The 26789-nt window shown below is 36.9% G+C and carries 26 protein-coding genes; 16 read left to right on the top strand and 10 right to left on the bottom strand.

Features of this window, described 5'->3' with window-relative positions; all coding sequences use genetic code 11:
* Positions 1–90: 90 nt before the first annotated feature.
* The gene (locus tag AO058_RS16150; protein WP_075327477.1) at positions 91–774 is read right to left on the bottom strand and encodes an aspartate/glutamate racemase family protein; all 684 of its coding nucleotides are present in this window, start codon (positions 772–774) and stop codon (positions 91–93) included.
* 21 nt (positions 775–795) lie between these two features.
* A complete protein-coding gene (locus tag AO058_RS16145) occupies positions 796–1029 on the bottom strand; it encodes a cation transporter (RefSeq protein WP_075327476.1) in 234 nt (77 codons plus the stop codon).
* Between the two features lie 206 nt (positions 1030–1235).
* Here AO058_RS16145 and AO058_RS16140 point away from each other — a divergent pair, with 206 nt between their 5' ends.
* Both AO058_RS16140 and AO058_RS16135 read left to right on the top strand, forming a co-directional pair.
* Positions 1236–2618, top strand: a complete 1383-nt coding sequence (locus AO058_RS16140; protein WP_075327475.1) for an MATE family efflux transporter — start codon at positions 1236–1238, stop codon at positions 2616–2618.
* A gap of 70 nt (positions 2619–2688) precedes the next feature.
* Positions 2689–3837, top strand: coding sequence for an MFS transporter (locus AO058_RS16135; RefSeq protein WP_075327474.1), 1149 nt, complete (start codon positions 2689–2691; stop codon positions 3835–3837).
* A 13-nt stretch (positions 3838–3850) separates the two neighbouring features.
* Here the strand turns inward: AO058_RS16135 and AO058_RS16130 are convergent, their stop codons facing one another.
* The 3 genes from AO058_RS16130 to AO058_RS16120 form a co-directional block, all read right to left on the bottom strand.
* A complete protein-coding gene (locus AO058_RS16130) occupies positions 3851–4444 on the bottom strand; it encodes a hypothetical protein (protein ID WP_075327473.1) in 594 nt (197 codons plus the stop codon).
* A 233-nt stretch (positions 4445–4677) separates the two neighbouring features.
* A complete protein-coding gene (locus AO058_RS16125) occupies positions 4678–7227 on the bottom strand; it encodes an ABC transporter permease (RefSeq protein ID WP_232228855.1) in 2550 nt (849 codons plus the stop codon).
* 3 nt (positions 7228–7230) lie between these two features.
* Positions 7231–7917, bottom strand: coding sequence for an ABC transporter ATP-binding protein (locus tag AO058_RS16120; protein ID WP_075327472.1), 687 nt, complete (start codon positions 7915–7917; stop codon positions 7231–7233).
* A 73-nt stretch (positions 7918–7990) separates the two neighbouring features.
* Between AO058_RS16120 and AO058_RS16115 the strand changes: the two genes are divergently transcribed.
* Entirely contained in the window at positions 7991–8683 is a 693-nt protein-coding gene (locus AO058_RS16115; RefSeq protein WP_075327471.1) for an arylesterase, read from the top strand.
* 18 nt (positions 8684–8701) lie between these two features.
* Here the strand turns inward: AO058_RS16115 and AO058_RS16110 are convergent, their stop codons facing one another.
* Positions 8702–9121: a hypothetical protein gene (locus tag AO058_RS16110; RefSeq protein WP_075327470.1), complete on the bottom strand. Its 420-nt coding sequence runs from the start codon at positions 9119–9121 to the stop codon at positions 8702–8704.
* Entirely contained in the window at positions 9121–9672 is a 552-nt protein-coding gene (locus AO058_RS16105; protein ID WP_075327469.1) for a hypothetical protein, read from the bottom strand. The genes AO058_RS16110 and AO058_RS16105 overlap by 1 nt, the downstream gene beginning before the upstream one ends.
* Before the next feature lie 210 nt (positions 9673–9882).
* Between AO058_RS16105 and dinB the strand changes: the two genes are divergently transcribed.
* The 4 genes from dinB to AO058_RS16085 all read left to right on the top strand — a co-directional run bounded on the left by dinB (position 9883) and on the right by AO058_RS16085 (position 14800).
* Complete coding sequence (gene dinB / locus AO058_RS16100; RefSeq protein WP_075327468.1) at positions 9883–11100, top strand: DNA polymerase IV; 1218 nt, start codon at positions 9883–9885, stop codon at positions 11098–11100.
* Positions 11100–14072 carry a DNA polymerase III subunit alpha gene (locus tag AO058_RS16095; protein WP_083634203.1) on the top strand — a complete coding sequence of 991 codons (2973 nt, stop codon included), beginning with the start codon at positions 11100–11102 and terminating at the stop codon, positions 14070–14072. The genes dinB and AO058_RS16095 overlap by 1 nt, the downstream gene beginning before the upstream one ends.
* A gap of 125 nt (positions 14073–14197) precedes the next feature.
* Positions 14198–14479, top strand: coding sequence for a type II toxin-antitoxin system RelE/ParE family toxin (locus AO058_RS16090; RefSeq protein WP_075327467.1), 282 nt, complete (start codon positions 14198–14200; stop codon positions 14477–14479).
* A 21-nt stretch (positions 14480–14500) separates the two neighbouring features.
* Positions 14501–14800: a HigA family addiction module antitoxin gene (locus AO058_RS16085; protein WP_075327466.1), complete on the top strand. Its 300-nt coding sequence runs from the start codon at positions 14501–14503 to the stop codon at positions 14798–14800.
* Positions 14801–14943: 143 nt separating this feature from the next.
* Here the strand turns inward: AO058_RS16085 and AO058_RS16080 are convergent, their stop codons facing one another.
* Both AO058_RS16080 and AO058_RS16075 read right to left on the bottom strand, forming a co-directional pair.
* On the bottom strand, positions 14944–15891 hold the full coding sequence (locus tag AO058_RS16080; protein WP_075327465.1) for a phosphoribosylaminoimidazolesuccinocarboxamide synthase: 948 nt from the start codon (positions 15889–15891) through the stop codon (positions 14944–14946).
* A 55-nt stretch (positions 15892–15946) separates the two neighbouring features.
* Positions 15947–16900 (bottom strand): PhoH family protein, encoded by a 954-nt coding sequence (locus AO058_RS16075; RefSeq protein WP_075327464.1) that lies wholly within the window; start codon positions 16898–16900, stop codon positions 15947–15949.
* A gap of 219 nt (positions 16901–17119) precedes the next feature.
* Here AO058_RS16075 and AO058_RS16070 point away from each other — a divergent pair, with 219 nt between their 5' ends.
* The 5 genes from AO058_RS16070 to dnaN all read left to right on the top strand — a co-directional run bounded on the left by AO058_RS16070 (position 17120) and on the right by dnaN (position 22001).
* Complete coding sequence (locus AO058_RS16070; RefSeq protein ID WP_075327463.1) at positions 17120–17959, top strand: SAM hydrolase/SAM-dependent halogenase family protein; 840 nt, start codon at positions 17120–17122, stop codon at positions 17957–17959.
* Positions 17956–18249: a putative quinol monooxygenase gene (locus AO058_RS16065; protein ID WP_075327462.1), complete on the top strand. Its 294-nt coding sequence runs from the start codon at positions 17956–17958 to the stop codon at positions 18247–18249. The genes AO058_RS16070 and AO058_RS16065 overlap by 4 nt, the downstream gene beginning before the upstream one ends.
* Positions 18250–18271: 22 nt before the next feature.
* Positions 18272–19009 (top strand): gliding motility-associated ABC transporter permease subunit GldF, encoded by a 738-nt coding sequence (gldF, locus tag AO058_RS18790; protein WP_232228854.1) that lies wholly within the window; start codon positions 18272–18274, stop codon positions 19007–19009.
* A gap of 3 nt (positions 19010–19012) precedes the next feature.
* Positions 19013–20683, top strand: coding sequence for a gliding motility-associated ABC transporter substrate-binding protein GldG (gene gldG, locus AO058_RS16060; RefSeq protein WP_232228853.1), 1671 nt, complete (start codon positions 19013–19015; stop codon positions 20681–20683).
* A 199-nt stretch (positions 20684–20882) separates the two neighbouring features.
* Positions 20883–22001: a DNA polymerase III subunit beta gene (gene dnaN / locus AO058_RS16055; protein WP_075327461.1), complete on the top strand. Its 1119-nt coding sequence runs from the start codon at positions 20883–20885 to the stop codon at positions 21999–22001.
* A 174-nt stretch (positions 22002–22175) separates the two neighbouring features.
* Here dnaN and AO058_RS16050 read toward each other — a convergent pair whose 3' ends face one another.
* On the bottom strand, positions 22176–22514 hold the full coding sequence (locus AO058_RS16050) for a DUF4870 domain-containing protein (RefSeq protein ID WP_075327460.1): 339 nt from the start codon (positions 22512–22514) through the stop codon (positions 22176–22178).
* A 130-nt stretch (positions 22515–22644) separates the two neighbouring features.
* Between AO058_RS16050 and mnmE the strand changes: the two genes are divergently transcribed.
* The 4 genes from mnmE to AO058_RS16030 all read left to right on the top strand — a co-directional run bounded on the left by mnmE (position 22645) and on the right by AO058_RS16030 (position 26777).
* Entirely contained in the window at positions 22645–24048 is a 1404-nt protein-coding gene (gene mnmE / locus AO058_RS16045) for a tRNA uridine-5-carboxymethylaminomethyl(34) synthesis GTPase MnmE (RefSeq protein ID WP_075328006.1), read from the top strand.
* Positions 24049–24271: 223 nt separating this feature from the next.
* Entirely contained in the window at positions 24272–25414 is a 1143-nt protein-coding gene (locus AO058_RS16040) for a site-specific integrase (protein WP_075328005.1), read from the top strand.
* Between the two features lie 293 nt (positions 25415–25707).
* Positions 25708–26133 (top strand): hypothetical protein, encoded by a 426-nt coding sequence (locus tag AO058_RS16035; protein WP_075327459.1) that lies wholly within the window; start codon positions 25708–25710, stop codon positions 26131–26133.
* Positions 26134–26459: 326 nt separating this feature from the next.
* The gene (locus tag AO058_RS16030) at positions 26460–26777 is read left to right on the top strand and encodes a hypothetical protein (protein WP_075327458.1); all 318 of its coding nucleotides are present in this window, start codon (positions 26460–26462) and stop codon (positions 26775–26777) included.
* Positions 26778–26789: the final 12 nt, after the last annotated feature.

Genomic DNA, 26789 nt, shown 5'->3' with positions numbered 1-26789 from the left:
AAATATGTAGAAATTTACTCGATAATCGAACTTTGAAAATGTCTTTTCTTTAAGCCGGGTACCAGGCTGAAATTCAGAAAAAGAAAACTATTAATCTTTAAGAATAAATTCAGTAGCTAATTGCGCGTGGAGCTTTGTAGTATCTAAAAGTGGAATTTCGGTATCCTTTTCCTTAATAAGCATCGGCAGTTCGGTACAGCCTAAGATTATTGCATCAGCTCCGCGATCTTTTAAAAGTTGCATTTGTTCTAAATAGAAATTTTTTGCGGTGTCGGTGAAATTTCCCTGTGTAAGTTCTTCAGAAATAAATCTGTGGGTTTCATCAATATGTTCCTGCGATGGAATTATAGTTTCAATTTGGTGGTTTTTCTTAAGTCTACCCTGAAGAAAATCGCCCGTCATTGTGGGTTTTGTGCCCAGCAATCCAAGTTTTTTAAAACCTTTTTGTTTTGCTTCTTTAGCTATTGCATCGGCAATATGAAGAATGGGAATATCAATTTTTGGTTGCACAAAATCGTAAACTAAATGCGGAGTATTGGCACAAATAATTATAGCGCCGGCACCGGCATTTTCCAGTTTTTGAGCAATTTCTAAATATGAATTTTTAATTTCTTCGGGATCGTTTTTACGCATCAACTTTACATTGAGGCTGTATAAAAGAAGTGGCGGATTTTGCTGCTTCCCAATTTTTTCGCCTACAAGCTCATTTAAAAGTCGGTAATATTCTATGGTAGAGTGCCACGAGGTACCACCAATCATTCCCAGTAAATTCATTAATTTTAGTTTTTCCCTAAATTATGCAATTTTAAGGTTTTCGTTAAATTCTTCTTCTTTTTCTTTATGTCGAAATGAACTTAAAACCCCCACAGCTTCTAGAGCCGCAAATTCTGAATTATAGGTAAATGTGATTTTAGACGCTTCTGAATCTGCATAAATATCACAAATGTCTTTAATTTTAGAAAGTTCTTTGGTAATGTATGTTATGCAATTACCAACATTAAGTTCTTCCAGTAACATAGTAGCTTTCATAATTTCTGATTTTAATTTACTACAAATTTAAAGGCAGGAATCGGTAAATTTTATGAGGAAAATCAGTTTAAGCTATTTTACTTGAAAAAACCAGGGCTTCTTTCTTACTTTTGCAAATTACTTTTTTAAAAAACGCTGATAAAATAATGCCTAAGTAAGAGATTGAAATTTTCTTACCGGGAAGAATTTTTTAAAATTTAAAGAAATTGCGCAGGAAAAGGCAACCCATAAAATATACCGAAGGCAGGATTTTTAGCTCCCTGGCCAACCTGGCCTGGCCTATAATTCTGGCTAATATTTTACAAACCGCTTACCAGTTAATAGATACTTTTTGGCTGGGAAGACTGGGTGCCAATGCTGTAGCTGCGGTGAGTATTAGTTTTCCTATACTTTTTCTTATTCTCTCATTGGGCGCCGGTTTAACGCTTGCGGGAACAGTGATTGTTTCTCAATATAAAGGTGCTGAAAATCAGGACCAGGTTAATTACAGTTCTTCACAAACCGTTTTTGTAATATTTTTTATTTCGGTTTTACTGGCTATTGTAGGTTATTTTTCGTCAGAACCATTAATGAAGCTCATAGGCGCAGGCCCCGAAATTTTAAGCGATTCGGTAAGTTATTTTAAAGTATCGTCTCTGGGCTTTATTTTTCTGTTTATGTTCTACGTTTTTCAGTCACTTATGCGAGGAATTGGTAATGTGCTGTTGCCCATGTATATAGTTCTTGCTACCGTATTTCTTAATCTAATTTTAGATCCGCTTTTTATATTTGGTTTTGGTCCTATTCCCGGGTTTGGAGTAGCAGGAGCTGCTGTTGCCAGTGTAATTACCCAGGGTATATCGGCCTTAATAGGCTTACTTATTCTTTTCCGCGGAAATAAAGGCATAAAAATTAGTTTTAGCAGAATGAAATTCGATTTTAGCTGGACCCGAAGTATGTTCAATATTGGGATTCCTTCCAGTATAGAAATGTCTACCAGAGCCGGCGGTATGACGGTTATGGTTATGCTGGTTACCAGTTTTGGAAGCGAAGTTGTAGCCGCTTACGGTATTGGAAGCCGGGTTTTAAGCCTTATTGTAGTACCCGCGCTTGGTTTTGCTATTGCAACCACCACTTTGGTAGGACAAAATGTTGGCGCCGGAAAAATAAAGCGCGCTGAAAAAATTGGAAATCTAAGTGCTAAAATTGCCTTTTTTGGGCTCACGGGAATAGGGATGGTTCTTTTCTTTTTAGCTGAACCAATTACTGCCTTTTTCGTGCCTAACGATCCCGGCGTGATTAGGGACGGTTCTTTGTTTATTAAAATTATGGCCCCCAGTTTTGGAGTGCTGGGTGTGCAGCAGGTTCTAAATGGTGTTTTTAATGGCGCCGGATTTACTAAAGCTTCTTTGCTAATTTCTGTATTTGCCCTTTGGATTGTGAGATTTCCTACTGCTTTTATTCTATCTAATAATACCGATCTTTCTTTTGAAGGAATTTGGTGGGCGTTCCCAATCTCTAACCTTATCGCCGCCATTGTAGCTTTCACTTATTATAAAATGGGTTATTGGAAGTTAAGAACTATTCGTTACCGGCACCGCCAACTTTAAATTTTAGTTTTCTGAATTATTGTCCTGATAAAAAATAAACACCAATTTTATTCCCTCATAAGTTTTAAAAATGAAGATCGAAAACCAACAGCGAATTGCACTAAGCACTTACTTTTTTCTCTCGGGCTTTTGCTTTTCTACCTGGGCTTCCCGAATTCCTACTATTAAAATGGCCTTCGATTTAAATGAAGCCGAATTAGGAAACCTACTTATGGTAATGCCGGTGAGTTCTTTAATTGGGCTTCCGGTTTCTGGCTGGTTGGTTTCTCGTTTTGAAAGCAGGTATCCGTTAATCGTTTCATTTGTTTTACTTGCCGTCTCCCTTAGTATTATAGGAATAGCCGACAGCCTTTTGTTATTAATAATAGGGATATTTTGCTTTGCATTTTCTATGCGAATTTTTAACATCGCTATGAATACCCAGTCTTTAACCTTACAAAAAGCATTTCCTAAAAAAATTATTGGATCCTTTCACGGTCTTTGGAGTACCGGCGGACTTTTAGGCGTAGCTTTTTCAACTTTGCTAATTAAATTTGATATTCCTATTTATCAGCATTTACCGGTGGTTGCTGGTTTTACTTTTATTTTAGCTTTTCTCGCTTTCTCATTTTTGCTGAAAAAAGATCGTTCTACCCAGGGGAATAAGCTACGCTTTGGAAAACCTGATAAACCTACCATGTATCTTGGTTTTCTGGTTTTTCTTGCAGCAATTACCGAAGGCGGAATGTTTGACTGGAGTGGGGTTTATTTTAAAGAAGTGGTGAACGAAGATGTTTTTACGCTGGGCTACTTAATATTTATGATTTTTATGGCCCTTTCCCGTTTCTTTTCAGATAGAATTGTGGAAAAAATAGGAATGGAAAAGAATTATATCATAAGTGCTTCCCTGGTATGTTTAGGGGTTTTACTAATGATTGTTTTCCCTTATTTCTGGCCTGCATTAATAGGTTTTTGCCTGGTAGGTATTGGAGTGGCCGCAATAATTCCCATGACTTTTCTTCTCGCCGGTTCTTCTAAAAAATATTCGCCAGGAATGGCTATTTCAATAATTACCACCTATGCAATAGTGGGAATGCTTTTAGGCCCACCGCTGGTTGGTTATTTAGCGCATTTATTTAATTTGAAAGTATCTTTTATCCTTTTCTTTATTTCGGCTTTAATGCTTATTCCTATTTCGCAGCTGTTTTTTAAGCAGAAAGAAGAAAATATTCAGGAATAATTTCAATAAATGCCTAATCCTTATCTGCCGGGGTAATCATAATATGAGCGCGGTGCGTACCGGGATCCATTAACCACGGCATTCCGGGAGTGTGAGGTTTATCTGGAAGTCCGGTTTCCTCGGTAGTAGCATAAGGCATATAAATCACATAACGCAGTTTTGCATCTTTAAGCTCCCCGGTCTCACGATTTAAATTTGCTTCTTTTCCAGAAAGTATGTAGGTCATACTCGGGGCATCGGGCATTTTTAATTTCCCGCTTTCTACTTCCTGCTGGCGCACTGCACGAGTATCCATCATATCTTTACCTTCAGCTTTTAATTCCCTGCCGCGAGACATAAAAGGCTCAAGTTTTTTATTATAACAACTTACTGAAACTCCATTCATATTAGGATCGTCTGCAATACAAACCAGGTTGTTGGTGCCTTCTTTTAATAAAACCGGTTTCCCGTCACGATCATAACCATACACAGTTACTGCATCCCTGTCTTCTTCTGGCGCAGCCATACTGGCCATTTTTATTTGAATTTCTTCAGATAAATAATCTTCCTGGGCTATTCCGTTAAAACTAAAAGCCAGAATCATTAAGCTATAAATTACATTTTTCATTTTAAATTTATTTTAATTCATATTGTTTAAACTTCTACTTCCAGGATACTTCATGCTGAACTTATTTCAGCATCCAGGATGAAAAGTATTTTAATTTAGCTTAGACCCTGAAACCATCCCGAAACTTCGGGACAGGGTGACGATTCAACCTAAGATGAGAATACTTTTTAAAAAGTCAAAATATTATAATTAATAATAATTTTTGGTAATCCTTTCAGCTAAAGTTACATATTTTAAGTTACTTCCTTTCTTAAAACTTCTAAAGGTGGTTTTCGTATTACGCTTAAACTATTACTTAATCCAATAATCAATACCAGTAAGACAATTCCCGGGAATACTACTAAAAATGGAACCAGAGATGGGGTAAATGGCGATTCAAAAACCAACCAGGCCAATAACTGACTGCTAATTAGAGAAAGCAATACACCAGATAAACCGCCTAAGGTTCCCAGGTAAATGTATTCTAAAGCGGTAATATTTAGAATTTGGCTGCCTTTAGCACCCAAAGTTCGTAATAACACACTTTCGCGAATTCGTTGATATTTACTGGTTCTTATTGCTCCTAAAAGCACAATAACACCCGTTAAAATACTGAAAAATGCCATAAAATTAATTATCCATGAAATTCTTCCCAGGAGCATTTCAATAACACTTAATACCTGTCTAAGATCAATTATAGAAACATTGGGAAACTGTTTCACCAATTGCTGTTGTAATTTAGCCGATGCATCTTCCCCCGGAACTTTGGTGGTTAACACGTGAAATTGCGGCGCGTCTTCTAAAACCCCTGTTGGGAAAACCAGGGAGAAATTCAGTTGCATTCTAGACCAGTCTACAGTTCTTATACTACCCACCACTGCATCTAATAAAACGCCCTGCACGTTAAAAACAAGCTCGTCTCCAACTTCAACTTTAGCATCTTCAGCAAAATTATCACTTATAGAAACAGGAACGGGACTAATATTTCCTCCTTCGGCGGTCCATTCTCCGCTTTCAATAAATTCAGAAGCAATAATTGAATCGCGATAAGTTACCCTAAATTCGTGGTTTAAAACCCAGCCATTAATTTGGGAAGTAGTATCATTTCTTATTTCGTTAACCGATTTTCCTGCTATATTTTGTACACGCATAGTGACAATAGGAATATCGCTTAGAACCGGTAGATTATTCGCTTTTATTGTTTGGGCTACGGCTTCACGTTGTTCAGATTGTACATCTAAAAGAATCATATTAGGGCTATCGGCCTGGGATTCTATAGAAGCCTGGGCCAGTAGCAAATCTTTACTAAAATAAAGCGTACTAATTAGAAAAGTTCCTACACCAATAGCAAGTACCAGCGTTAAGGTTTGATTTTGTGGTCTAAAAAGATTCAGTAAGCTTTGCCGGGCTACAAAACCCCAGCTATGCGGAAAATACTTACGAATAGTCCGCATAAATAGATAGGCTATTCCGGCCAGGATTGAAAAAGTGACTAAAATTCCGCCTACAAACGAGAGGGAGTATTTCCAATCTTCCAGTAGCCAAAGCGAAAACAAGAAGATGAATAAAAAGATTCCTATTGAAACTAAAATAATTGCCTTTCGGGATTTTTTAGAATCTTCTTTTATTACTCGTAGCGCCTGTAAAGGAGAAATATAAAGTGTTCCGATTAACGGGTAGAGCGCAAATAAAACCGACATCAAAATTCCTAATAAAATTCCCATCACAATTACCTGTAAGGAAAAAGTGATTTGAACATCTACCGGTAACAAGCCTTCTAAAAGCCAGGGAAATAATTGCTGAAGAATTAAACCGAGGGCAGTACCTAAAATACCGCCAATTAAACCCATAAAAGCAACCTGGATAAGGTAAATTAAGAAAGTTTGCTTTTTGCTGGCGCCCAAACATTTTAGAACAGCTACGGCACGTAACTTTTCTTTGATGTAAATATGAATGGCGCTCGCAATACCAACACAACCAAGCAGCAGCGCGATAAAAGCAACGAGATTAAGAAATTTTCCGAAATTTTCATAGCGTCTTCCCAATCGGTCGCTGGTGGAGATGTGGGTATCTATATCGGATTCTTCAGCATCAAGGATAGGATCCAGTTCTTCATCCAGCTTTTCCATATCGGTTTTAGGATCGGCTGTAAAATAGAATTCGTAATCTATACGGCTTCCGGTTTGTACAAGGCCAGATTCTTCAATAAACTTATATGGAATAAGTACCGGAGGAGCTACCGAACTAAAAATAGCCGTACTTCCCGGAACGCTATTGAGTGCCCCTGCAATTGGCAAAGTAATTTTTCCAATTTTAATGCTATCGCCAGGCTTTACCCCTAACTGAAGCATTACCGTTGCATCAACCAAAGCTGCAGCATCTTCTTGGTATGTTTTGGCAGCTTCTGCCGGCTGAGTTTCCAATTCGCCGTAAAATGGGAATCCACCTTCAATTCCTCTAACCTGCATTAATTTTGTGGCTTCGCTTTGCGGAAAAGCAGCCATAGAAGCAAATTTGATCTCCCGAGCTTCAGGCCCGCCCAGTGAATCCATAACTTGCATAACGCGTTCATTGGGAGGATCGTCGCTGTCTATTTTAAAATCGGCGCCCATCAGCGCTTTAGATTGCAAGGAAATATTGTCTTTTAGATTTTCTCCAAAAGATTGAATGGAAACTACCGCGGCAATTCCCAGAACGATAGAAGCCATAAAAAGCGTTAACTTTTTACCGCTAGCCTTTCCGTCGCGCCAGGCCATTTTAAAAAGCCAGTTAATACCGGGTTTAGAGGGTTTATTGGTGTTCATCTTTTATACTTGCGTTTCTTGATTTTCAACAATTTTTCCTCCTTTTAGTTTTAGAATATGCTGTGTTTTTGCTGCTAATTCAATATCGTGAGTTACGATAATCAAAGTTGTACCTGCTTCTTTATTGAGATCGAAAAGCAATTCTTCTACTTTTTCGCCGGTTTCGGCATCGAGATTTCCGGTAGGTTCATCGGCAAATAAAACCGAAGGTCGCGTAGAAAAAGCACGCGCTAACGCCACTCGTTGCTGTTCTCCCCCAGAAAGTTGGGAAGGATAATGATTTATACGGTCGCCTAATCCTACTTTTTCTAATAATTCTTTTCCTATTTTAGAAGCATTTTTATTCCCCTGAAGTTCTAATGGAACAGCCACATTTTCTAAGGCAGTAAGTGTTGGTAGCAACTGGAAATCCTGGAAAACAAATCCAATATGTTGATTGCGCAATAGCGCTCTTTCGTCTTCATCTAACGTGCTAAGTTCGCTTCCGCATAAATCAATAATTCCGGAATCTGGCCTGTCTAATCCCGCACAAAGTCCCAGTAGCGTGGTTTTTCCACTTCCGGATGGGCCTACAATAGCAAAGGTTTTTTGTTCTTCTACTTCAAAATTAATATCCTGGAGAACTTTAAGTTTTTTAGAACCGCTGGAATAGCTTTTCTCCAGGTTGCGAACGTTTAATATCTTTGCCATCTTATTACTTGATTATTGTCTTTTTTGAATGCAGACAAAATAAGGAAATGATTTGATTATAAACCCCGTTGCTATGAGAAACTTGAAGTATTATTTTGCTGTTTTTTCAATATTTATAATGATTTCCTGCGGAGAAAATGCTGAAAAGAAATCGGAAGAAAAAAGCAAAGAAGAAACACAAACCGAAACTGAAGCTGAGGTAAGTGAAAAAAACGTGATTCTTTTCTTCGGAAATAGCCTTACAGCGGGAATGGGGTTAGAAGCTTCTGAAGCTTTCCCGGCGCTTATTCAAAATAGATTAGATTCCCTGAATTATAATTATGAAGTAGTAAATGCTGGATTAAGCGGGGAAACTACTGCCAGCGGAAAAAATCGCATTAACTGGGTGTTAAATCAGGATGTAGATATTTTTGTATTGGAATTAGGAGCGAATGATGGCTTAAGAGGAATCCCAATAGCTGAAACTCGTAGAAATCTTCAGGATATTATAGATACTGTAAAAGAGAAAAATCCCGATACTAAAATAGTTTTAGCCGGAATGCAGATTCCACCAAATATGGGAGAAGAATATACCACCGATTTCAGAAATATTTTTCCTGAACTTGCCGAAGGAAATAATTTGCAACTCATTCCTTTTCTTCTTGAAGGCGTAGCGGGAGATGCAGAGCTAAATCAGCAAGACGGCATTCATCCCACCGCCGAAGGTTACAAAATTGTAGCCGACAATGTATGGAGTATTTTGAAAGATGTGGTAGAGAAAGAATAATTTATTCTGAAGGTTTTTCTAATGTTTTTTAGTCTTCTTCCGCCAGGGTAGTTTCTCACTCTTAGAAACTAAAGCAAGGCTTAATGAAACTAATACAGAAATCGCTGCCGTAGTACCCAAAGCGCCGCCATAACCTTTAAAAAACGGACTCGCATTTAGGTAGATAATAGAAAAGATAAATCCTGAAAAACCTACTAGTAAATAGCTGGGGAGTATTTTTGAAGAAACCATTCCTATAAAAGTAGCGCCAATAAAAACTATAGGGATGTTTTTGGTTAAATATGGATTAAAAATATCAGGAAAAGAATAGAAAAATAAACCCACCAAAAGCGAGAGGCTTGCTGAAGCACGAACAGCACCCTGCCTGTACTTGTTATTCACTACATAAGTTAGAATGGCAGAAATAATTCCGGTGAGAAAAAGAATGCTTATTTCCATTAAAACAGGGTATATAAAATGGCGGAAGTGATGGCAATACTACCAAAAGCGATAGTTCCCAGTTTACCACCAAATCCGTTAAAAATATTTTTAGAAAGAATAAGAATGCTACCTGCGATAATACCGGCCAGTAGAATAAATTTTAAATTGGGCGCTACACTGGCCGAAGTCATTCCCACAAAAGCACCACAGTAAATAGCGGGTGGTGCTTCTTTTAAAAGATTTGATTTTCTATTTATTGAAGGCACAAAAGAAGCCAAGGTTCCTATAAATCCGGCGGCAAGTACCGGGCCATATTTAAGTTCAATATTTATAAAAAATGTGCTTAGGGCACCGGTCACCGCAAAAAGAATAAGATAAAGATCTTTTATAAAATACCTTTCCTCTTGCCGTGGCGCTTTAAAATAAGCAAGACTTATTAATACCGAAATTATCCCCAAAAATAAAAGTACGAGGGGAGCATTCATCTTATCAAAAAATATAGCGAACAAAAATGCAAACTGCATCATGATTAGAATAAAGAAAGATAATCTTCTGAATATTTTCGTCATACTTCAGGCTTGGTACTTTTAAGTCGGCAAAACTACTAAAACTATAGATTTTAGGTTGTTAGATTTTAATAATAAAAGGGCTTTTATTTTGACTTTTTCAGAATAATCAAGCTGAAAAATTCTTTTCAAAATTTAACTAAGCAGAATAATTTTGAGTTTAAATATTTTATAAATTTGGAAAATATCCTATAAAAAGGAAATAATCCAAAAATGAAAAATAAGTCTATTTTACACCTGGATCTCGATGCATTTTTTGTTTCGGTAGAACGTAAACAAAATTCTGAATTGAATGGTAAACCGCTTATCGTAGGTGGAATGGGAGATCGTGGGGTAGTGGCGGCCTGTAGTTATGAGACGAGAAAATTTGGAGTACACTCGGGGATGGCAATGAAAGTAGCCCGGCAGCTTTGTCCGCAGGCCACCGTAATTAAAGGAAATGCCAGTACTTACACCAAACATTCGAAAGAAGTTACAGAAATTATTAAAAACCAGGTGCCCAGTTTTGAAAAAGCCAGTGTAGATGAGTTTTATGCCGATTTGAGTGGGATGGATAAATTTTTCGGCATCAATCAATTTGCCAGTGAGTTGAGACAGACAATTATAAAGGAAAGCGGCTTGCCAATTTCTTTCGGACTTTCACAAAACAAGGTGGTTTCTAAGATCGCTACGGGAGAAGCCAAACCTAATGCCGAAATTATAATTCCGCATGGAAATGAAAAAATTTTTCTTGCACCCTTAAGTGTAAATAAAATCCCGATGGTTGGTAATAAGACCTTTCAAAAACTACTGAATTTAGGCGTTAGAGAAATAAAAACTATCCAGGAAATGCCAGTGGAAATGTTGGAAAGTGTTTTAGGAAAGGCCGGGCGAACTATCTGGAAGCGTGCTAATGGCCTGGACGATACACCAATTATTCCTTATCACGAAAGAAAGTCTATCTCTACCGAGCGCACTTTTGGCCGCGATACTATAGATATGGTGCGCCTGCACGCCACTTTGGTGGCTATGGCCGAAAGCCTGGCTTACCAGTTACGGCGAGGAAATAAATTAACCAGCGTGGTAAGTGTAAAAATCAGGTATTCCGATTATCAGACGCATTCTAAACAGGTGAAAATCTCCTATACCAGCGCCGATCATATTCTAATTCCTAAAGTTGAAATGCTCTTTAAGCAACTCTATTCCCGCCGGTTGTTGATTCGGTTAATCGGTGTGAAATTCAGCGGACTAGTAGGTGGAAATTACCAGATTAACCTGTTTGATGATTCTGAAGAAATGCTGAATTTATATAATTCTATAGATAAAATTAAAGAGCGTTTTGGAGAACATAGTGTGATGCGCGCGGTCACCATGGGCACAAAAACCATTGGCCGCATGGGAAATCCGTTTAACGGCGAACCGCCAATTGTGCTAGCACATAGAAAACAATAATGATCTATTTAAACTGCCATACCTGGTACTCACTGCGCTACGGGACTTTCTCAGTGGAAAAACTCTGTGAACTCGCCCGGGAATTTAAAGTGGAATCTTTAGCGCTTACCGATATTAATAATACTTCGGCTTGTTTAAATTTTATAAAAATTGCTTCGGAATATGGAATAAAACCAATTGTGGGAATAGATTTTAGAAATGGAGCTGAGCAACAATATGTTGGGGTCGCTAAAAACAATGAAGGTTTTAGGCAGTTAAACGAACATTTATCGCAACAATTTCATCTAAAAAAAGATTTTAAACCTGAAGCGCCCGAATTACCTGATTGCTTTATTATTTATCCTTTTGAAAAAGTATTTGCACACAAAAAGACGAATTTCAGGAAGAATGAATTCATTGGAATTTCTGTGGAAAGTCTGCGGAAGCTTAAATTCTCAAAATACCTTGAATTTAAAGATAAACTGGTATTGCAGCAAAGCGTGAGTTTTAGGAATAAGCGTGATTATAATGCACACCGGTTGTTGCGGGCCATAGATAATAATGTTTTACTTAGCCAGCTTCCTGAAAACGAGCAGGGTTCTTTTTCTCATCAAATGATAGCTTCAGAAATTATCACTTCAGAATTTGAAGATTTCTCCTATATTTTAGAGAACACACACGAATTGGTAAATGCCTGTCGGGTAGATTTCAAATTCGGAAAAACCCAAAATCGAAATTTGTTGGTTTCAGGTGACAGCCCTGAAGCTGATGTTGCCCGGTTAAGAAAACTATGTGATGAAAACCTGCCAAAACGTTATCCAAAGTTAGAACCAGAGGTTTTGGAACGAGTAGAAAAAGAGCTGAATGCCATCATAAAACTCGGCTTTGTTTCCTATTTTTTGATCAATTATGATATTGTAAGTTATGCCCGGTCGCAGAATTTTCCGTTTATAGGGCGGGGAAGTGGTGCCAATTCTATTATTGCTTATATTATTGGAATTACCAATGTAGATCCCGTAGAGCTGGATTTATATTTTGAACGTTTTATTAATGAAAGTCGAAGTTCTCCACCTGATTTTGATATCGATTTCTCCTGGAAAGATCGTAACGAAGTAACTGATTTTATTTTCAAAAAGTACGAGTTCACCGCTTTAATGGGAACTTATGTAACTTTTAAACGCCGAGCGGTATCCCGGGAATTGGGTAAGGTTTTTGGTTTGCCTAAAGAAAACATAGATAAACTTTCAGCAGGATTTTTTAGTATAAATGAGCTGGATCAATTGGAAAAATTGGTGTTACGTTACAGCGCTTTAATTGAAGGTTTTCCCAATTATTTGAGTGTGCATTCCGGCGGAATTTTAATTCTGAATGACAGCATCTATAATTATGCCGCTACTTTTTTGCCACCCAAGGGTTTTGAAACAATCCAGATAGATATGAATATCGCGGAAGAAGTGGGGATTCATAAATTTGATATTCTTGCCCAACGCGGACTCTCAAAGATCACCGATGCGATTGAAATTATAAGGAAAAATCAACCAAATGCTGAAATTGAGGAGATTGAAAATATTGCTGTTTTTAAGGAAGATCCGGAAATCAATAATTTGCTAAAAACCGGTGATTGTATGGGTGTTTTTTATGTAGAATCTCCTGCAATGCGTGGTCTGCTCACTAAACTACAAACCGATAATTATTTAAATCTGGTAGCCGCGAGTTCTATAATCAGGCCCGGAATTTCCAGTGGTGGGATGAAAGAAGAATATATAAAACGGCATCGCGATCCTAAACGAAGAAAACAAGGCCACCCGGTGATGCTCGAAATTATGGGTGATACTTACGGGATTATGGTCTACCAGGAAGATGTGATGAAAGTAGCTCATAAATTCGCCGGACTTAGTTTTGAAGATGCTGATGTTTTGCGGCGGGGAATGAGTGGAAAAAAAACCTCTAAGGGCCAGATGGAAAGAATTGAAGCTAAATTCAGGGAAAATTGTAAACAAAAAGGCTATAATAAAAAGATTATTGATGAGGTTTGGGAGCAAATTTCTTCTTTTGCCGGTTATGCATTTCCAAAGGGACATTCGGCTTCTTATGCGGTAGAAAGTTACCAAAGTTTGTATTTGAAAAAATATTTTCCGCTAGAATTTATGGTGGCTGCGCTTAATAACGGCGGCGGATTTTATGATGTAGAAACTTATATCCAGGAAATTAGAAAATGCGGCGGGAGAGTGCATCCTCCCTGTATCAATAAAAGCGATCACCCAAATAGTATTTTTGGAAAAGATATTTACCTGGGATTAGGTTATATCAAAGAATTGGAAACTAAAACCGTACAGCAAATCCTGGAAAATCGGCAGTTTTTTGGTGTTTTTAAGTCCTTTGATGATTTTATAGATCGGGTTTCTATTTCAATAGAACAGCTAAGTATTTTACTGAAAATTGATGCTTTTAGATTCACACAAACAGATAAACATCATTTACTATGGAAAGCTCATTTTAAACTGAATGCCTCCAAACCGGTAGCTACACAGGAAAAATTATTTAATACTGCTCACCGGGATTTTGAACTTCCGCAGTTTCAATATTCAGCATTAATAGAAGCTTTTGACCAAATGGAATTGCTGGGTTTTCCGCTTTGTTCACATTTTAAATTGCTTAAAAATCCTATCGAAAAATCGGTAAGAGCAAAAGATTTAAAACATTATGTGGGAAAGGAAGTTTTGATTTATGGTGCCCTGATCACCGCTAAAAAAACTGGAACTTCTAACGGGAAATATATGTATTTCGGGACTTTTTTTGATGCTGAGGGCGATGTTTTCGACACGGTTCAATTTCCTGCTACCGCAGAAAAATATCCGTTGCGCAGCAAAGGAATTTATAAATGCTACGGCAGGGTAAATAACGAATTGGATTATATTTCTATTAGCATACAATGGCTGCAACGCCAGGACACCTTAACTGATCCTCGGTTGGTTGGCTACCAGTTTTCTTAGAGATTAACCTAAACGTCATCCTGAACTTGTTTCAGGATATAAGGAGTTAAGCCACATAATTTTATACTATTTCATATTTCAATTTTACTTATCTTTGACGTTAGTAACGGAAATCGGGATTACTTGTGATAAAATCATTTGCGGACAAAGAAGCTGAAAAAATTTGGAATGGAACTCAATCCAAAAAGCTTCCTGCTAATATTCAAAATGTAGCTCGAAGAAAATTAAGAATGATAAATAATGCTCAAAATATAAATGATTTAAGAATTCCTCCCGCTAATCATTTGGAAAAGTTGAGTGGAAATTTAGAAGGCTTTCATAGCATTAGAATCAATAAGCAATGGAGAATAATTTTTAAATGGGAAAATGACAATGCTCTTGAAATTCAAATTGTTGATTATCATTAGATTTAAAAAGTAAATTGAAAAATGAAAAAGTTAGATAATATACATCCTGGAGAAATTTTAAAAGAGGAATTTTTAGATGCAATGGAAATCAGTGCTTACCGACTTTCTAAAGAAACATTTATTCCGCAGACAAGAATAAGTGAAATCATAAAAAAGAAAAGAAGGATAACTGCTGACACAGCTCTTCGACTTTCTAAATATTTTGGAACAACTGCTAAGTTTTGGTTGGGATTACAAGATGATTATGATTTAGAAGAAGAAAAATCTCTTAAAGGAAAAGAATTTAATAGCATTAAACCGGTAAAAAATAACGCGGCATAACCAGTTATTAAAATAATTGGACTTCACTATGCCTGCATCGCTTAGAATTTATTTCAGCATCTAATATGAATAGAAGAGTTGAGAATTTCCTCTTAATTTAGACCCCGAAATAAATTCGTGATGACGTAAAAAACCAAAAATAGCTACTTCAAATACTCCAGGACATTATTTTCAATACGGGTTTCAATATTGCTGATATCGCTTTTTACAAAAGCTTCCCCGGTGATCTTTTCGTATAATTCTATATACCGTTCAGAAACCGACTCGATATATTCATCGCCCATTTCTGGTAAAATCTGGCCTTCTTTTCCCTGGAAGTTATTTTCAATAAGCCATTGTCTCACAAACTCTTTAGATAATTGTTTTTGCGGCTCATCATTATCCTGTCTTTCCCGGTAACCATCAGCATAAAAATATCGAGAAGAATCGGGAGTATGAATTTCATCTATTAAAACAATTTCCCCATCAGCATTTTTACCAAATTCATATTTGGTATCAACTAAAATTAATCCTCTTCTTGCTGCAATTTCAGTTCCGCGTTTAAAAAGATTTCGCGTGTATTTCTCAAGGATTTCGTAATCTTCTTTAGAAACAATAGCACGTTTTAGAATTTCTTCTTTAGAAATATCTTCGTCGTGATCGCCCTGTTCCGCTTTGGTTGCAGGAGTAATAATTGGCTCCGGGAATTTATCATTTTCCTTCATTCCGTTAGGCATTTCTACCCCACATAGCATACGTTTCCCGGCTTTGTATTCCCGGGCAGCGTGGCCCGCAAGATAACCGCGAATTACCATTTCAATTTTAAAAGGCTCGCAGGCCTGGCCAACCGCAACATTAGGATCTGGAGTCGCCTCCAGCCAGTTGGGCACAAGATCGCGTGTGGCTTCCATCATTTTTGTAGCAATTTGATTAAGGATCTGGCCTTTGTAAGGAATGCCCTTTGGCATTACCACATCAAAAGCCGAAAGCCTATCGGTAGCCACAATTACAAGTTTATTATTTTTTAAAGTATAAACATCCCGCACTTTGCCTTTGTAAACATCGGTTTGGCCGGGAAAATTGAAATCGGTTTTTATAATGGTATTATTCATTAGAATCTATTCTGAATTTTGGAAACTGAATTTTATAAAAAATTGAAATAGGATTTTACTCTGTATGTTCAATTTCTTTATAGGCTGAAATTATTTTTTTCACGAGTCGGTGGCGAATTACATCTTTATCGTCAAGGTAAATTATCCCTACACCTTTTACTTCTTTAAGCACGAGCAACGCTTCTTTTAGACCTGAAATCACCCTGCGAGGTAAATCTATTTGCCCGGGATCTCCGGTGATCATAAACTTGGCACTTTTACCCATTCGGGTAAGAAACATTTTCATTTGCGCGTGGGTGGTATTTTGCGCTTCATCCAAAATCACAAAGGCATTATCTAAGGTTCGGCCACGCATAAATGCAAGTGGTGCAATTTGAATCACTCCTTTTTCTATAAATGAATCAAGCCTTTCCTGCGGAATCATATCCCGAAGCGCATCATAAAGCGGCTGCATGTAAGGATCTAATTTTTCCTTTAAATCCCCGGGAAGAAATCCCAGGTTTTCACCAGCTTCAACCGCGGGACGGGTAAGAATAATTCTGCGAACTTGTTTTTCTTTTAATGCTTTTACGGCAAGCGCAACGCCTGTGTATGTTTTTCCGGTTCCTGCAGGACCAATGGCAAAAACCATATCGTTTTTACGCATTAGCTCAACCAGCTTTCTTTGGTTTGCGGTTTGGGCTTTTACCAATCGGCCGCCCACCCCGTGAACCAATACTTCGCCGCTTTCGTCTGAAGTTTGATAATCTGAACTTTTCTCGCTGGTAAGCACCCTTTCAATCACATTTTCGTCCAGTTTATTATACTTTCCGAAGTGCTCCATTAGCATTGTGATGCGTTCATCAAATTCTTCCAGCATTTCCTCGTCTCCAAAAACCTTAATTTTATTTCCGCGGGCTACAATTTTTAGCTTTGGAAAGTATTCTTTAAGAAGTTCAATATTCTCGTTTTGTTGCCCAAAAAATTCGCGGGGATTAATCTCAGAAAGTTCAATTACAATTTCGTTCAAAGGCTTATGGTTTTAGTTGAAAAACAATATCAAAATATTTTTATTTATAGTTATTCTTTATTTGTTGCTACTAAGTTTTAATGCTAATTTTGGCAGTTAGAAGATAGGTTGAAATACCTAACTTTCTTTTTCAAAAAAACCAATAAACTTAACTTCGCTTACTATACAAACTTACATAAAATAAGCGCTTACAAGTTAAAAAAATATTAACAATCACCTATGGCTATCATTACTTTAACCACCGATTTTGGCGAGAAAGATTACTTTGTGGGAGCGGTTAAGGGAGCTATTTACAGCGAATTAAAAGAAGTTAGAATTGTTGATATTTCACATTCAGTTTCCCCGTTTCATATTAGTGAAGCGGCCTACATTATAAAAAACGCTTATAATAGTTTTCCTAAAGGTAGTATTCATATAATTGGGATCGATTCAGAATTTACACCAGAAAATAAACACCTGGCTGTTTTACTGGACGATCACTATTTTATTTGTGCCAATAACGGGATTTTATCTTTGCTGGCTTCAGAAATTAAACCTGAGAAAGTTGTGGAAATTAATATTCACGATGCTATAGAAACCAATTTCCCGGTTTTAGATGTGTTTGTAAAAGTAGCCTGTCATTTAGCTCGTGGAGGAACGCTGGAAGTAATTGGAAAAAATATTAGTGAGATAAAATACCTAAAACAGTTTGAACCTGCTATTAATTCTGAAAAAAACCAGATTGTTGGTCACGTTTTATATATTGATAATTATGGAAATGTAGTTACTAATATTAGTCGGAAGCTTTTTGACCACGTAGGCAAAGGAAGAAATTACTTAATTAGTGCCAGAATGGTCACTTTTCCAAAAATTTATGAAGCATATTCTGATTGGATTAATTTTGAAGTGGAAAAAGAGAATCGGGGAGAAGAAGATGGCAAAAAACTTGCGCTATTTAATTCGGCCGGGTATATAGAACTGGCAATTTATAAAAGTAATCCTTCTACGGTAGGCAGCGCGTCTACACTTTTTGGACTGGAACACCGCGATACGGTAACTATTAAATTTGAAGAGAAATGATACACAGAATTGTGAAAATGGAATTTGATCCCGAAAAAATTGAAGAATTCCTTTCTAATTTTGAACAAAACAAAAAGAAAATAAGAGAATTTGGCGGTTGTTATAAACTGGAATTATTACGGGACCAGGACAATACAAACATCTTTTTTACGTATAGTTACTGGGTAGATGAGCTCTCTTTAGAACGTTACCGAAATTCAGAATTATTTAAAGATGTTTGGGCAAAAACTAAGGTACTTTTTAATGCCAAACCAATGGCCTGGAGCACCAATATTATAAGTAGCCAATAATTAAATTAGAATCATATTGCCAATGCTGGCCATTTTAAACAAAGAAATAAACTCTTTTTTTTCATCACCAATCGGTTACCTGGTCATTGGAATCTTTTTGGTAGTTTGTGGTTTGTTCTTATTTGTTTTTACCGGAGATTACAATATCCTGGATAATGGATTTGCCGATGTAAAACCATTCTTTAATCTTGCCCCCTGGATCTTCATTTTTCTTATTCCCGCAATTACCATGAAGAGTTTTTCTGAAGAGAAAAGACAGGGCACTATGGAATTGCTGCTAACTCGCCCCATTGGTTTTACACAACTTGTTTTAGGAAAATATTTTGGCGCTTTAATCCTGGTGATTTTAGCTATTTTGCCCAGTATTTTATATGTAATTACTATTCATCAACTGGGAAGTCCGGTGGGAAATTTTGATCTTGGTGCAACTCTTGGATCTTATTTAGGCTTAATTTTTCTTGGAGGCTGTTATACTGCTATTGGAATTTTTGCTTCTTCACTTTCTCAAAATCAGATCATCGCATTTATTATCGCGGTTTTTCTATGTTTTCTAAGTTATTTCGCTTTTGAAGGTTTGGGAGATTTAGACCTATTTGGAAGTACTAATTATGGCGCAGAATACCTTGGGATCAGCTTTCATTATCAAAGTATAAGCAGAGGTGTGATAGATACCCGGGATATTATTTATTTTCTAAGTTTTATAATTTTCTTTTTAAAACTTACGCAGTTAAGGTTAATATCAATTCAGAAAAAATCTTAGGCTTTGAAACACCAAAACACCTATAAAAACGTTTTTCTGTGGCTTGTTGCACTTGTAGCGATAAACCTGCTAGCGGCCAACTTTTTTGAGCGCATAGACCTTACTCGAGACCAACGTTATACACTGTCTCCTGCGGCAATGGAAATCGTTTCAGATGCTGATTCGCCCATTGTTATAGAAGTCTTTTTAGAAGGAAAATTCCCATCAGAGTTTAGAAGGCTTCGGAATGAAACCAGGCAAATGCTGGAAGAGTTTTCAGCTTATAACAGTAATATAAAATTCACTTTTACCAATCCCTTAGAAGAAAGTAAGGATGCTGAAGCTACGGCGCAGGAATTTTATCAGCAGGGAATGCCGCCGGCAAGGGTGAGTGTTCAGGAAAACGGTAAGAGTTCTGAAGCTTTGGTTTTTCCTTGGGCTGTGGCCAGACTTGGCGATAAAGAAGTGCAAATTCCTTTATTAAAAAATAAACTGGGCGCTACCGATGAGGAACGGGTTTCAAGCTCGGTACAGCAGTTGGAATATGCTATTGCCAATGCATTGAATAAATTAGTTTATCCGCGGAAAAAGAAAGTCGCGGTAATGCGTGGAAACGGAGAATTGCCCGATGCACAAATAGCTAGTTTTATAAAGACGCTGCAGGAATATTATTTTATGGCGCCGTTTACTTTAGATTCGGCGGCTGTAAATCCTCAAAAAACGCTTCAGCAATTAAAAGGCTACGATTTGATTATCGAGGCAAAACCTACCGAGGCCTTTACCGAAAATGAAAAGTATATTTTAGATCAATATACAATGAATGGTGGTAAATCACTTTGGCTTACCGAAGCCGTTGCCATGGAAACCGATAGTTTGTTGAATCCTTCAGGCAGAGCTTTTGCTTTACCTCGTGATCTTAATTTAGGCGATTTTTTCTTTTCCTACGGAATTAGAATCAACCCGGTTTTGATCAATGATATTTATTCAGCGCCCATTATTTTGGCCTCAGGAGAGGGAAATAATACTCGGTTCAACCCGTATCCCTGGTTTTACAGTCCGTTAACCACTTCGCCCAACGATCACCCTATTATTAATAATATTGAAGCAGTGAAATTTGAATATGCCAATCAAATTGATACGCTTCAGAATAAGCTTGAAAAAACAATTTTATTAAGCAGTTCTCCACAAACCAGGGTAGAAGGTACGCCGCGGGAAATTAGCCTCGAGATGGTAAGCCAGGAACCGGATATGGCTTCCTATAAAGATGGCGAGCAACCACTGGCAGTTTTATTGGAAGGAGAATTTACTTCGGTCTATAAGAACAGGATCAAGCCATTTGAAATTAAAAATCCTTTAGACCAAAGTGAAGAAACAAAAATGCTGGTAATATCTGATGGAGATGTTATTAAAAATGAAGTACAGCGAGGTAAACCCCTGGAACTTGGGCTTGAACGCTACACGGGAAATACCTACGGAAACAAAGAATTTTTGCTGAATGCCGTAAATTATATGCTGGATGACAGCGGACTTATAGATATTCGCAGCAAGGAAATAAATATCGCATTCCTGGACGATCAAAGAACTGCTGATGAACGCGAAAAATGGCAGGTGATTAATATTATTCTTCCTTTAATTATCCTGGGACTTTTCGCTTTCGGATTTAATTATTTCAGAAAAAAGAAATACCTGAAATAGCTTTCTTAGACTTCAATTTTCAGGAAATAAAATCAACATATTAACAATCTTAAAAAGATTATAGGTTGTAAGTATCTGTTTTTTAATTGTTTACTACATATTTTTTTGTTTTTGATGTTAATAAAAACTCGTCGACACAAGCTTTATTTTTAACAGATTAAAATATATTTGTAATGATTTCTAATTAATCACAAAGCCGATGAAATTTATTGTATCCAGCAGTTATTTGCTGAAACAGCTTCAGATATTGGGTGGGGTTATTAACAACACCAACACCCTTCCAATTTTAGACAACTTTTTATTCGATCTTAAGCAGGACGAGCTTACGGTTTCTGCCTCAGATCTTGAAACTACAATGTCTGCTAAACTTAAGGTAGAATCAGATTCCGAAGGAAAAATAGCGGTTCCTGCAAAATTGCTTTTAGATACGCTAAAAACTTTCCCGGAGCAACCCTTAACTTTTGTTGCTGAAGATAACAACACTATAGAATTAAGCTCTAATCACGGTAAATACGCGCTTGCCTATGCCGATGGTGAGGAATTTCCAAATCCTGTGGAATTGGAAGATCCTAGCAGCACCGTTTTAGAAGGTGATATTTTAGCTACCGCGATTAGCAAAACCATTTTTGCTTCAGGAAACGACGATCTTCGCCCGGTAATGAGTGGGGTTTTCTTTCAATTTACAACAGAAAGTTTGACTTTTGTAGCAACTGACGCGCATAAATTGGTGAAATATCAGCGTGAAGACGTTACGGCTTCCCAGGCTTCAGACTTTATTATGCCGAAAAAGCCACTAAACCTTTTAAAAGGAATTCTAGCCGGTAGCGAAAGTGAAGTGCTTATAGAATACAACGATTCTAATGCGAAATTCACTTTTGATGATACGCAATTAGTTTGTCGTTTAATAGACGGGAAATACCCTAATTACGAAGCGGTAATTCCGAAAGAAAATCCGAATAAATTAACCATAGAGCGCAACCAGTTTTTGAGTTCGGTTCGTAGGGTTTCTATTTTCTCTAATAAAACTACGCACCAGGTGAGATTAAAAATTGCCGGTGCCGAATTAAATATTTCTGCAGAAGACGTAGATTACAGTAATAAGGCGGAAGAGCGTTTAACCTGTTCTTACCAGGGAGACGATATGCAAATTGGTTTCAACTCTCGTTTTCTGACAGAAATGTTGAATAATTTAACTTCAGATGAAGTTCAACTGGAAATGAGTCTGCCTAATCGTGCAGGAATTTTAACTCCTGTAGATGGTTTAGACCCTGGAGAAAAAATTACCATGCTGGTTATGCCGGTGATGCTTAATAATTAAGCCCCCTGGCCCCCGAAGGGGAGATTCAACATAAAAACCTAGCTAGCTTAAAGAAATCAAACCTCACAGGTTTTCAAAACCTGTGAGGTTTTTTATTCTAACAAGTAGGGAATGAAATTATAATAAAACAAGGCAGCCGATTGGCTGCCTTGCTGTTTTGAAAATGTCTCCGGTTTATTTTATAATTTCAATAGTTAGCGGATAATTAGGTATTTCCCCGTTGCTCACTTTAATAGCATTTACAATAGGAATAACAACCATTAAAATTGCTATTCCAATAAGAGCGATTATCCCAAGTCCGAATAAAAAGATTAGCGGGATACATAATAAGCTATAAATAAACATACTTATTTGGAAATTGATGATCATTTTTCCGTGAAAATCCATTCCGGCAACTTTATCTTTTTGGGTAAGCCACAGGATTAACGGAACTATAAAGCCGCCAATTCCTGTAACTAAATCCAGTAACTGACTTAAGTGGGTAAGAACGAGCATTTGGTTGTCTTCTCTCATTTTTTCTTTGATTGATGTGATGTCTCTATATTAATAGACGATCTTTTCCGCACGATGTTACAATTTTTAAAAGATGCATTTTTTCTTCCCCTCTTTTGGAGGGGGTTGGGGGGAGGCTTATCTTTGCACTATGAAATTAAACGATACTATTGTAGCGCTTGCCACACCTTCTGGTGCAGGAGCTATTGCGATTATTAGGGTTTCCGGTCCCGAAGCATTTAATATTGTTTCACCGCTTTTTAAGGCGAAGAGTAAAAAAAAGCTAAGCGAACAGCCCAGCCATACTTTACATTTAGGAAATTTAATGGATGATGATCGTACCTTAGATGAGGTTTTAATTTCAATATTTAGAGCGCCTAAATCTTATACCGGCGAAGAAACGGTAGAAATTTCCTGTCACGGAAGTCCCTATATTCAGCAGGAGATTATTCAATTAATGATTAGAAAAGGTTGTCGCTCAGCCGAAGCCGGGGAGTTTACCATGCGAGCCTTCCTAAACGGAAAAATGGATCTCAGTCAGGCGGAAGCCGTAGCCGATTTAATTTCTTCTGAAAACCAGGCTTCGCACCAAATGGCGATGCAACAAATGCGCGGCGGATTTTCTAATGAAATTCATCGTTTACGCCAGGAATTACTAGATTTTGCGTCCTTAATTGAACTAGAATTAGATTTTTCTGAAGAAGATGTGGAGTTCGCTAATCGCGATCAATTTAAAGAATTGGTAGCCAGGATTCAGCAGGTATTAAAACGTTTAATAGATTCTTTCGCTACCGGGAACGTGCTTAAAAACGGAATTCCCGTTGCAATTGTAGGTGAGCCAAACGTAGGGAAATCTACTTTACTGAATTCACTTTTAAATGAAGAACGCGCTATTGTTTCTGAAGTGGCCGGGACCACCCGTGATTCTATTGAGGACGAAATGAGTATTGGTGGCGTTGGATTCAGGTTCATTGATACCGCCGGAATACGAGAGACTGAAGATGTGGTGGAAAGCATCGGAATAAAGCGAACGTTCGAAAAAATAAGTCAGGCGCAAGTAGTTGTATTTTTGCTAAATGCAGAAAAGTTTAAAGCTCAAAGTTCAAAGTTTAAGGTTGAAATTAAAAAAATCCACAATCAATTTCCTCAAAAACCTCTTGTTGTTATTGCGAATAAAGTAGATCAACTTACGGAAAATGAGAAAGAGAATTTATTTGAAAATTTAAACGAACTGGAAGGCGCAAGCTTGCAGTTAATTTCTGCTAAGACAGGCGAAGGTGTGGAGGAACTAAAAATTAAACTACTGGAGTTTGTAAACACCGGTGCGCTTAGAAATAACAATACCATCGTAACCAACAGCCGTCATTACAATGCGCTTTTAAAAGCCCTGGAAGAAATAAACAAGGTAGAAGAAGGACTAAACACAGACCTCTCTGGCGACCTATTAGCCATAGATATTCGCGAAGCATTAGAATACTTCGGTGAAATCACCGGGCAGGTCACTAATGATGAATTATTGGGGAATATATTTTCTAATTTCTGTATTGGAAAATAAGCAGTAGATTTTATATGATGTCAAATGATATCAAATGACATCAAAACGTAATAATAGAGAGGCTTTTGAGCCTCTTTTGTTTTTTGATATATTTCCTATTTTGACTATTGGTACACCTATTTTTGTACCTTTGGTACACCTCGATGTTAAAATTTGTATCTCAGGTGTACCTTGGTACACCTCGTATTCATTTTTTAGTTATCTTTATGAAAAACAAGGAGATATGAAAATTAAACTTAAAAAGAAGAAACTAACTTCTGGGAAGTACAGCCTTTATATCGAATACTATAAAGGAAAAATTAGAGATGTAAATGGTAAGCAGACCAATAAAAGAGAATTCGAATACCTCAAAGAATATTTGTACATAAATCCCAAAAATGCTTCTGAAAAAAAGGAAAATGAAGAAACTCTTTTAAGAGCTGAACAAATACTTTCGATCCGAAGGGCAGAATATGCTCAGGGTAAATATGGTATAAAAGATAGAAGTAAGGAGCGACTTCTCTTCATTACTTATTACGAAAAGGTTAAAGAAGAGCGTTACGAAAGCAAAGGGAATTATGATAACTGGGATGCCGCTCAAAATCATATTGAAGATTATTTAGGAAAGCGAAAGATAAGCTTTGAGGATCTTGATGAAGATTTCGTTATAGGCTTTAAAAAATACTTAAATAAAAAAGCCAGGACAAAGTCAAATACTGAATTGTCCCAAAATTCTAAATATACTTATTATAACAAATTTAAAGCTTCATTACGCCAGGCATTTGATGATGGTTATACCAGACGAAACTTTGCCACTTCAGTAAAAGGCTTTGCTCAGGGAGAATCAACACGGGAATATCTAACCCAAGAAGAACTCCAGGCTATGGCAAACGCCTACTGTAAGCATCAGGTGCTTAAAAATGCTTTTATGTTTAGTTGTTTAACCGGACTTAGATGGAGCGATATAAACAAACTTACCTGGCTCGAGGTTAGGGACGAAGAGGATGGACCACGGCTAATTTTTAAACAAAAGAAAACTTCGGGCCAAGAGTATCAATATATCTCTAATCAGGCAAGACAACTGTTAGGAAAGAGAAAAAGAGAAAATGATCTCGTTTTTAAAGGATTAAAATATGGAGCTCATTTTAATGCAGAAATACTTAGATGGTGTATGAGAGCTGGGATTACCAAACACATTACTTTTCATAGTGCCAGGCACACCCACGCAGTTTTACTTTTAGAATACGGCGCGGATATCTATACCGTTTCAAAAGTTTTAGGCCATAAAGAGATAAAAACCACCCAGATATATGCTAAGATAGTAGATAAGAAAAAGAAGGAAGCTGCTAACCTGATTCCTGAACTCGAAATAAATTATGAGTATTGATTTATTCAAATATTTAACAACCCTTGGCTTCTTTTATATTTATGGAAGACTCATTTTGCATTATGGGGAGCTATTTTTGGCTTTTATGTTATACAATAGGATCCTCTGGAAGTCTAATTTCGAAAAACCAAGAATCCTTTTTCTTATTACTGGATTGGGTTTGATGCATCTGATGTCTTATGCACGATTAAGCATATACACTGAAAATTATTTAGCTCAGATAATTCTATTTGTTGTCTTTGGACTTGGGTTTTATTTTGCATTTATTACCTGGACGGACCAGTTTAGAAATTATGCAAGTTGGAGAAACTTTACTTGTACCCGAGAAGACAGCATTTAAAAAAGCCGACAATTTCCAGCTTAAAATTTCCGAAGGTCAATTGCAAAAGCTATATCAAGGATTAATGAAATATGATCTTTTGAACCCTGATAAAACTAGTTTCCAGGATTTTGAAAATGCACTTACAAAAGACTGGGATACTCACAACTCAAAAATTCATTTTAAAATGGATGGTCCGAGCTCTCGTGAGTTTTATGAGTTTTTGTCTGCGACCTTTCCTAACGATATGACCATTAAAGATTTTTTTATTTATTCCGGGGTAGTCCTACGAGCGGATGAAAAAAAATACAAATACAATACTTTGAAGAATTCTCCCACTCGAACACCTGTTTCTAAACAGAATGTGGCTTTAGTCAATATTTTTAAGAGAATGAGTTAATTAAAATCATTCGGGATATCTGTTAAACTTAGATTTGCTTCAGTAAAATTTATATCTATTCCAATTGGATAAGCTTCGAAAAAACAATGATAATAACATCTTATCAATTTCTATTTTTCGTTAGCGTACTTTCTAAGCTAGTGGGAATGGAAAATAGAAATTAAGCGGTTTTCTTACCCCGTTGGAAAGGTAAAATAATACTTACCTCAAAATTTCTTACTTTATTGAGATAGGTTTAACGCAACCACTTAAGAAGTAGTGCATCTTATAAATAAGACTAAGCTACATTTAGTAGTCTTTTCTGGTTCAATTTGAAAATAAAAGTTATGAAACAGATGAAAAAAATATTCTTTTTTTGGCTTGTTATTTCAATGAATATAAGCTGCGAAACAGATACAGAAATTTGTGAAGATGGAGAGGACGCACAGCTATATTATACGCCTGATTGCGCAACAATCAATGGATACATAATATTGGAAGACAGTAATAAAACCTACGTCTTTCAAAACGAAATCGATGAACAATTTCAAGAAACTGGAATTGATGTTTGTGTAGAATATGAAATTGTAAAAAACCCAATACCATTAACGGCCGACTGTACACAAGCTGATATTATCATTATTACCGTTCTTAGAAAGAGGTGATAAACCTAAACA

The organism is Salegentibacter sp. T436, assembly GCF_001932675.1.
Taxonomy (GTDB): domain Bacteria; phylum Bacteroidota; class Bacteroidia; order Flavobacteriales; family Flavobacteriaceae; genus Salegentibacter; species Salegentibacter agarivorans.
The sequence above is the reverse complement of the archived record's forward strand: the minus strand, read 5'-3'. Positions and strand labels throughout refer to the sequence as shown.

Excerpts from the sequence above, each read along its gene's own strand:
- AO058_RS16080 (WP_075327465.1), bottom strand. The coding sequence starts at position 15,891 with ATGAATAATACCATTATAAAAACCGATTTCAATTTTCCCGGCCAAACC.
- AO058_RS16030 (WP_075327458.1), top strand. The coding sequence starts at position 26,460 with ATGAAACAGATGAAAAAAATATTCTTTTTTTGGCTTGTTATTTCAATG.
- AO058_RS16150 (WP_075327477.1), bottom strand. The coding sequence starts at position 774 with ATGAATTTACTGGGAATGATTGGTGGTACCTCGTGGCACTCTACCATA.
- AO058_RS16065 (WP_075327462.1), top strand. The coding sequence starts at position 17,956 with ATGATACACAGAATTGTGAAAATGGAATTTGATCCCGAAAAAATTGAA.
- AO058_RS16125 (WP_232228855.1), bottom strand. The coding sequence starts at position 7,227 with ATGAACACCAATAAACCCTCTAAACCCGGTATTAACTGGCTTTTTAAA.
- AO058_RS16050 (WP_075327460.1), bottom strand. The coding sequence starts at position 22,514 with ATGAGAGAAGACAACCAAATGCTCGTTCTTACCCACTTAAGTCAGTTA.
- dnaN (WP_075327461.1), top strand. The coding sequence starts at position 20,883 with ATGAAATTTATTGTATCCAGCAGTTATTTGCTGAAACAGCTTCAGATA.
- AO058_RS16105 (WP_075327469.1), bottom strand. The coding sequence starts at position 9,672 with ATGACGAAAATATTCAGAAGATTATCTTTCTTTATTCTAATCATGATG.
- AO058_RS16085 (WP_075327466.1), top strand. The coding sequence starts at position 14,501 with ATGAAAAAGTTAGATAATATACATCCTGGAGAAATTTTAAAAGAGGAA.
- AO058_RS16040 (WP_075328005.1), top strand. The coding sequence starts at position 24,272 with ATGAAAATTAAACTTAAAAAGAAGAAACTAACTTCTGGGAAGTACAGC.
- AO058_RS16135 (WP_075327474.1), top strand. The coding sequence starts at position 2,689 with ATGAAGATCGAAAACCAACAGCGAATTGCACTAAGCACTTACTTTTTT.
- AO058_RS16130 (WP_075327473.1), bottom strand. The coding sequence starts at position 4,444 with ATGAAAAATGTAATTTATAGCTTAATGATTCTGGCTTTTAGTTTTAAC.
- AO058_RS16110 (WP_075327470.1), bottom strand. The coding sequence starts at position 9,121 with ATGGAAATAAGCATTCTTTTTCTCACCGGAATTATTTCTGCCATTCTA.
- dinB (WP_075327468.1), top strand. The coding sequence starts at position 9,883 with ATGAAAAATAAGTCTATTTTACACCTGGATCTCGATGCATTTTTTGTT.
- AO058_RS16120 (WP_075327472.1), bottom strand. The coding sequence starts at position 7,917 with ATGGCAAAGATATTAAACGTTCGCAACCTGGAGAAAAGCTATTCCAGC.
- AO058_RS16145 (WP_075327476.1), bottom strand. The coding sequence starts at position 1,029 with ATGAAAGCTACTATGTTACTGGAAGAACTTAATGTTGGTAATTGCATA.
- gldF (WP_232228854.1), top strand. The coding sequence starts at position 18,272 with ATGCTGGCCATTTTAAACAAAGAAATAAACTCTTTTTTTTCATCACCA.
- mnmE (WP_075328006.1), top strand. The coding sequence starts at position 22,645 with ATGAAATTAAACGATACTATTGTAGCGCTTGCCACACCTTCTGGTGCA.
- AO058_RS16070 (WP_075327463.1), top strand. The coding sequence starts at position 17,120 with ATGGCTATCATTACTTTAACCACCGATTTTGGCGAGAAAGATTACTTT.
- AO058_RS16095 (WP_083634203.1), top strand. The coding sequence starts at position 11,100 with ATGATCTATTTAAACTGCCATACCTGGTACTCACTGCGCTACGGGACT.
- AO058_RS16035 (WP_075327459.1), top strand. The coding sequence starts at position 25,708 with ATGCAAGTTGGAGAAACTTTACTTGTACCCGAGAAGACAGCATTTAAA.
- AO058_RS16115 (WP_075327471.1), top strand. The coding sequence starts at position 7,991 with ATGAGAAACTTGAAGTATTATTTTGCTGTTTTTTCAATATTTATAATG.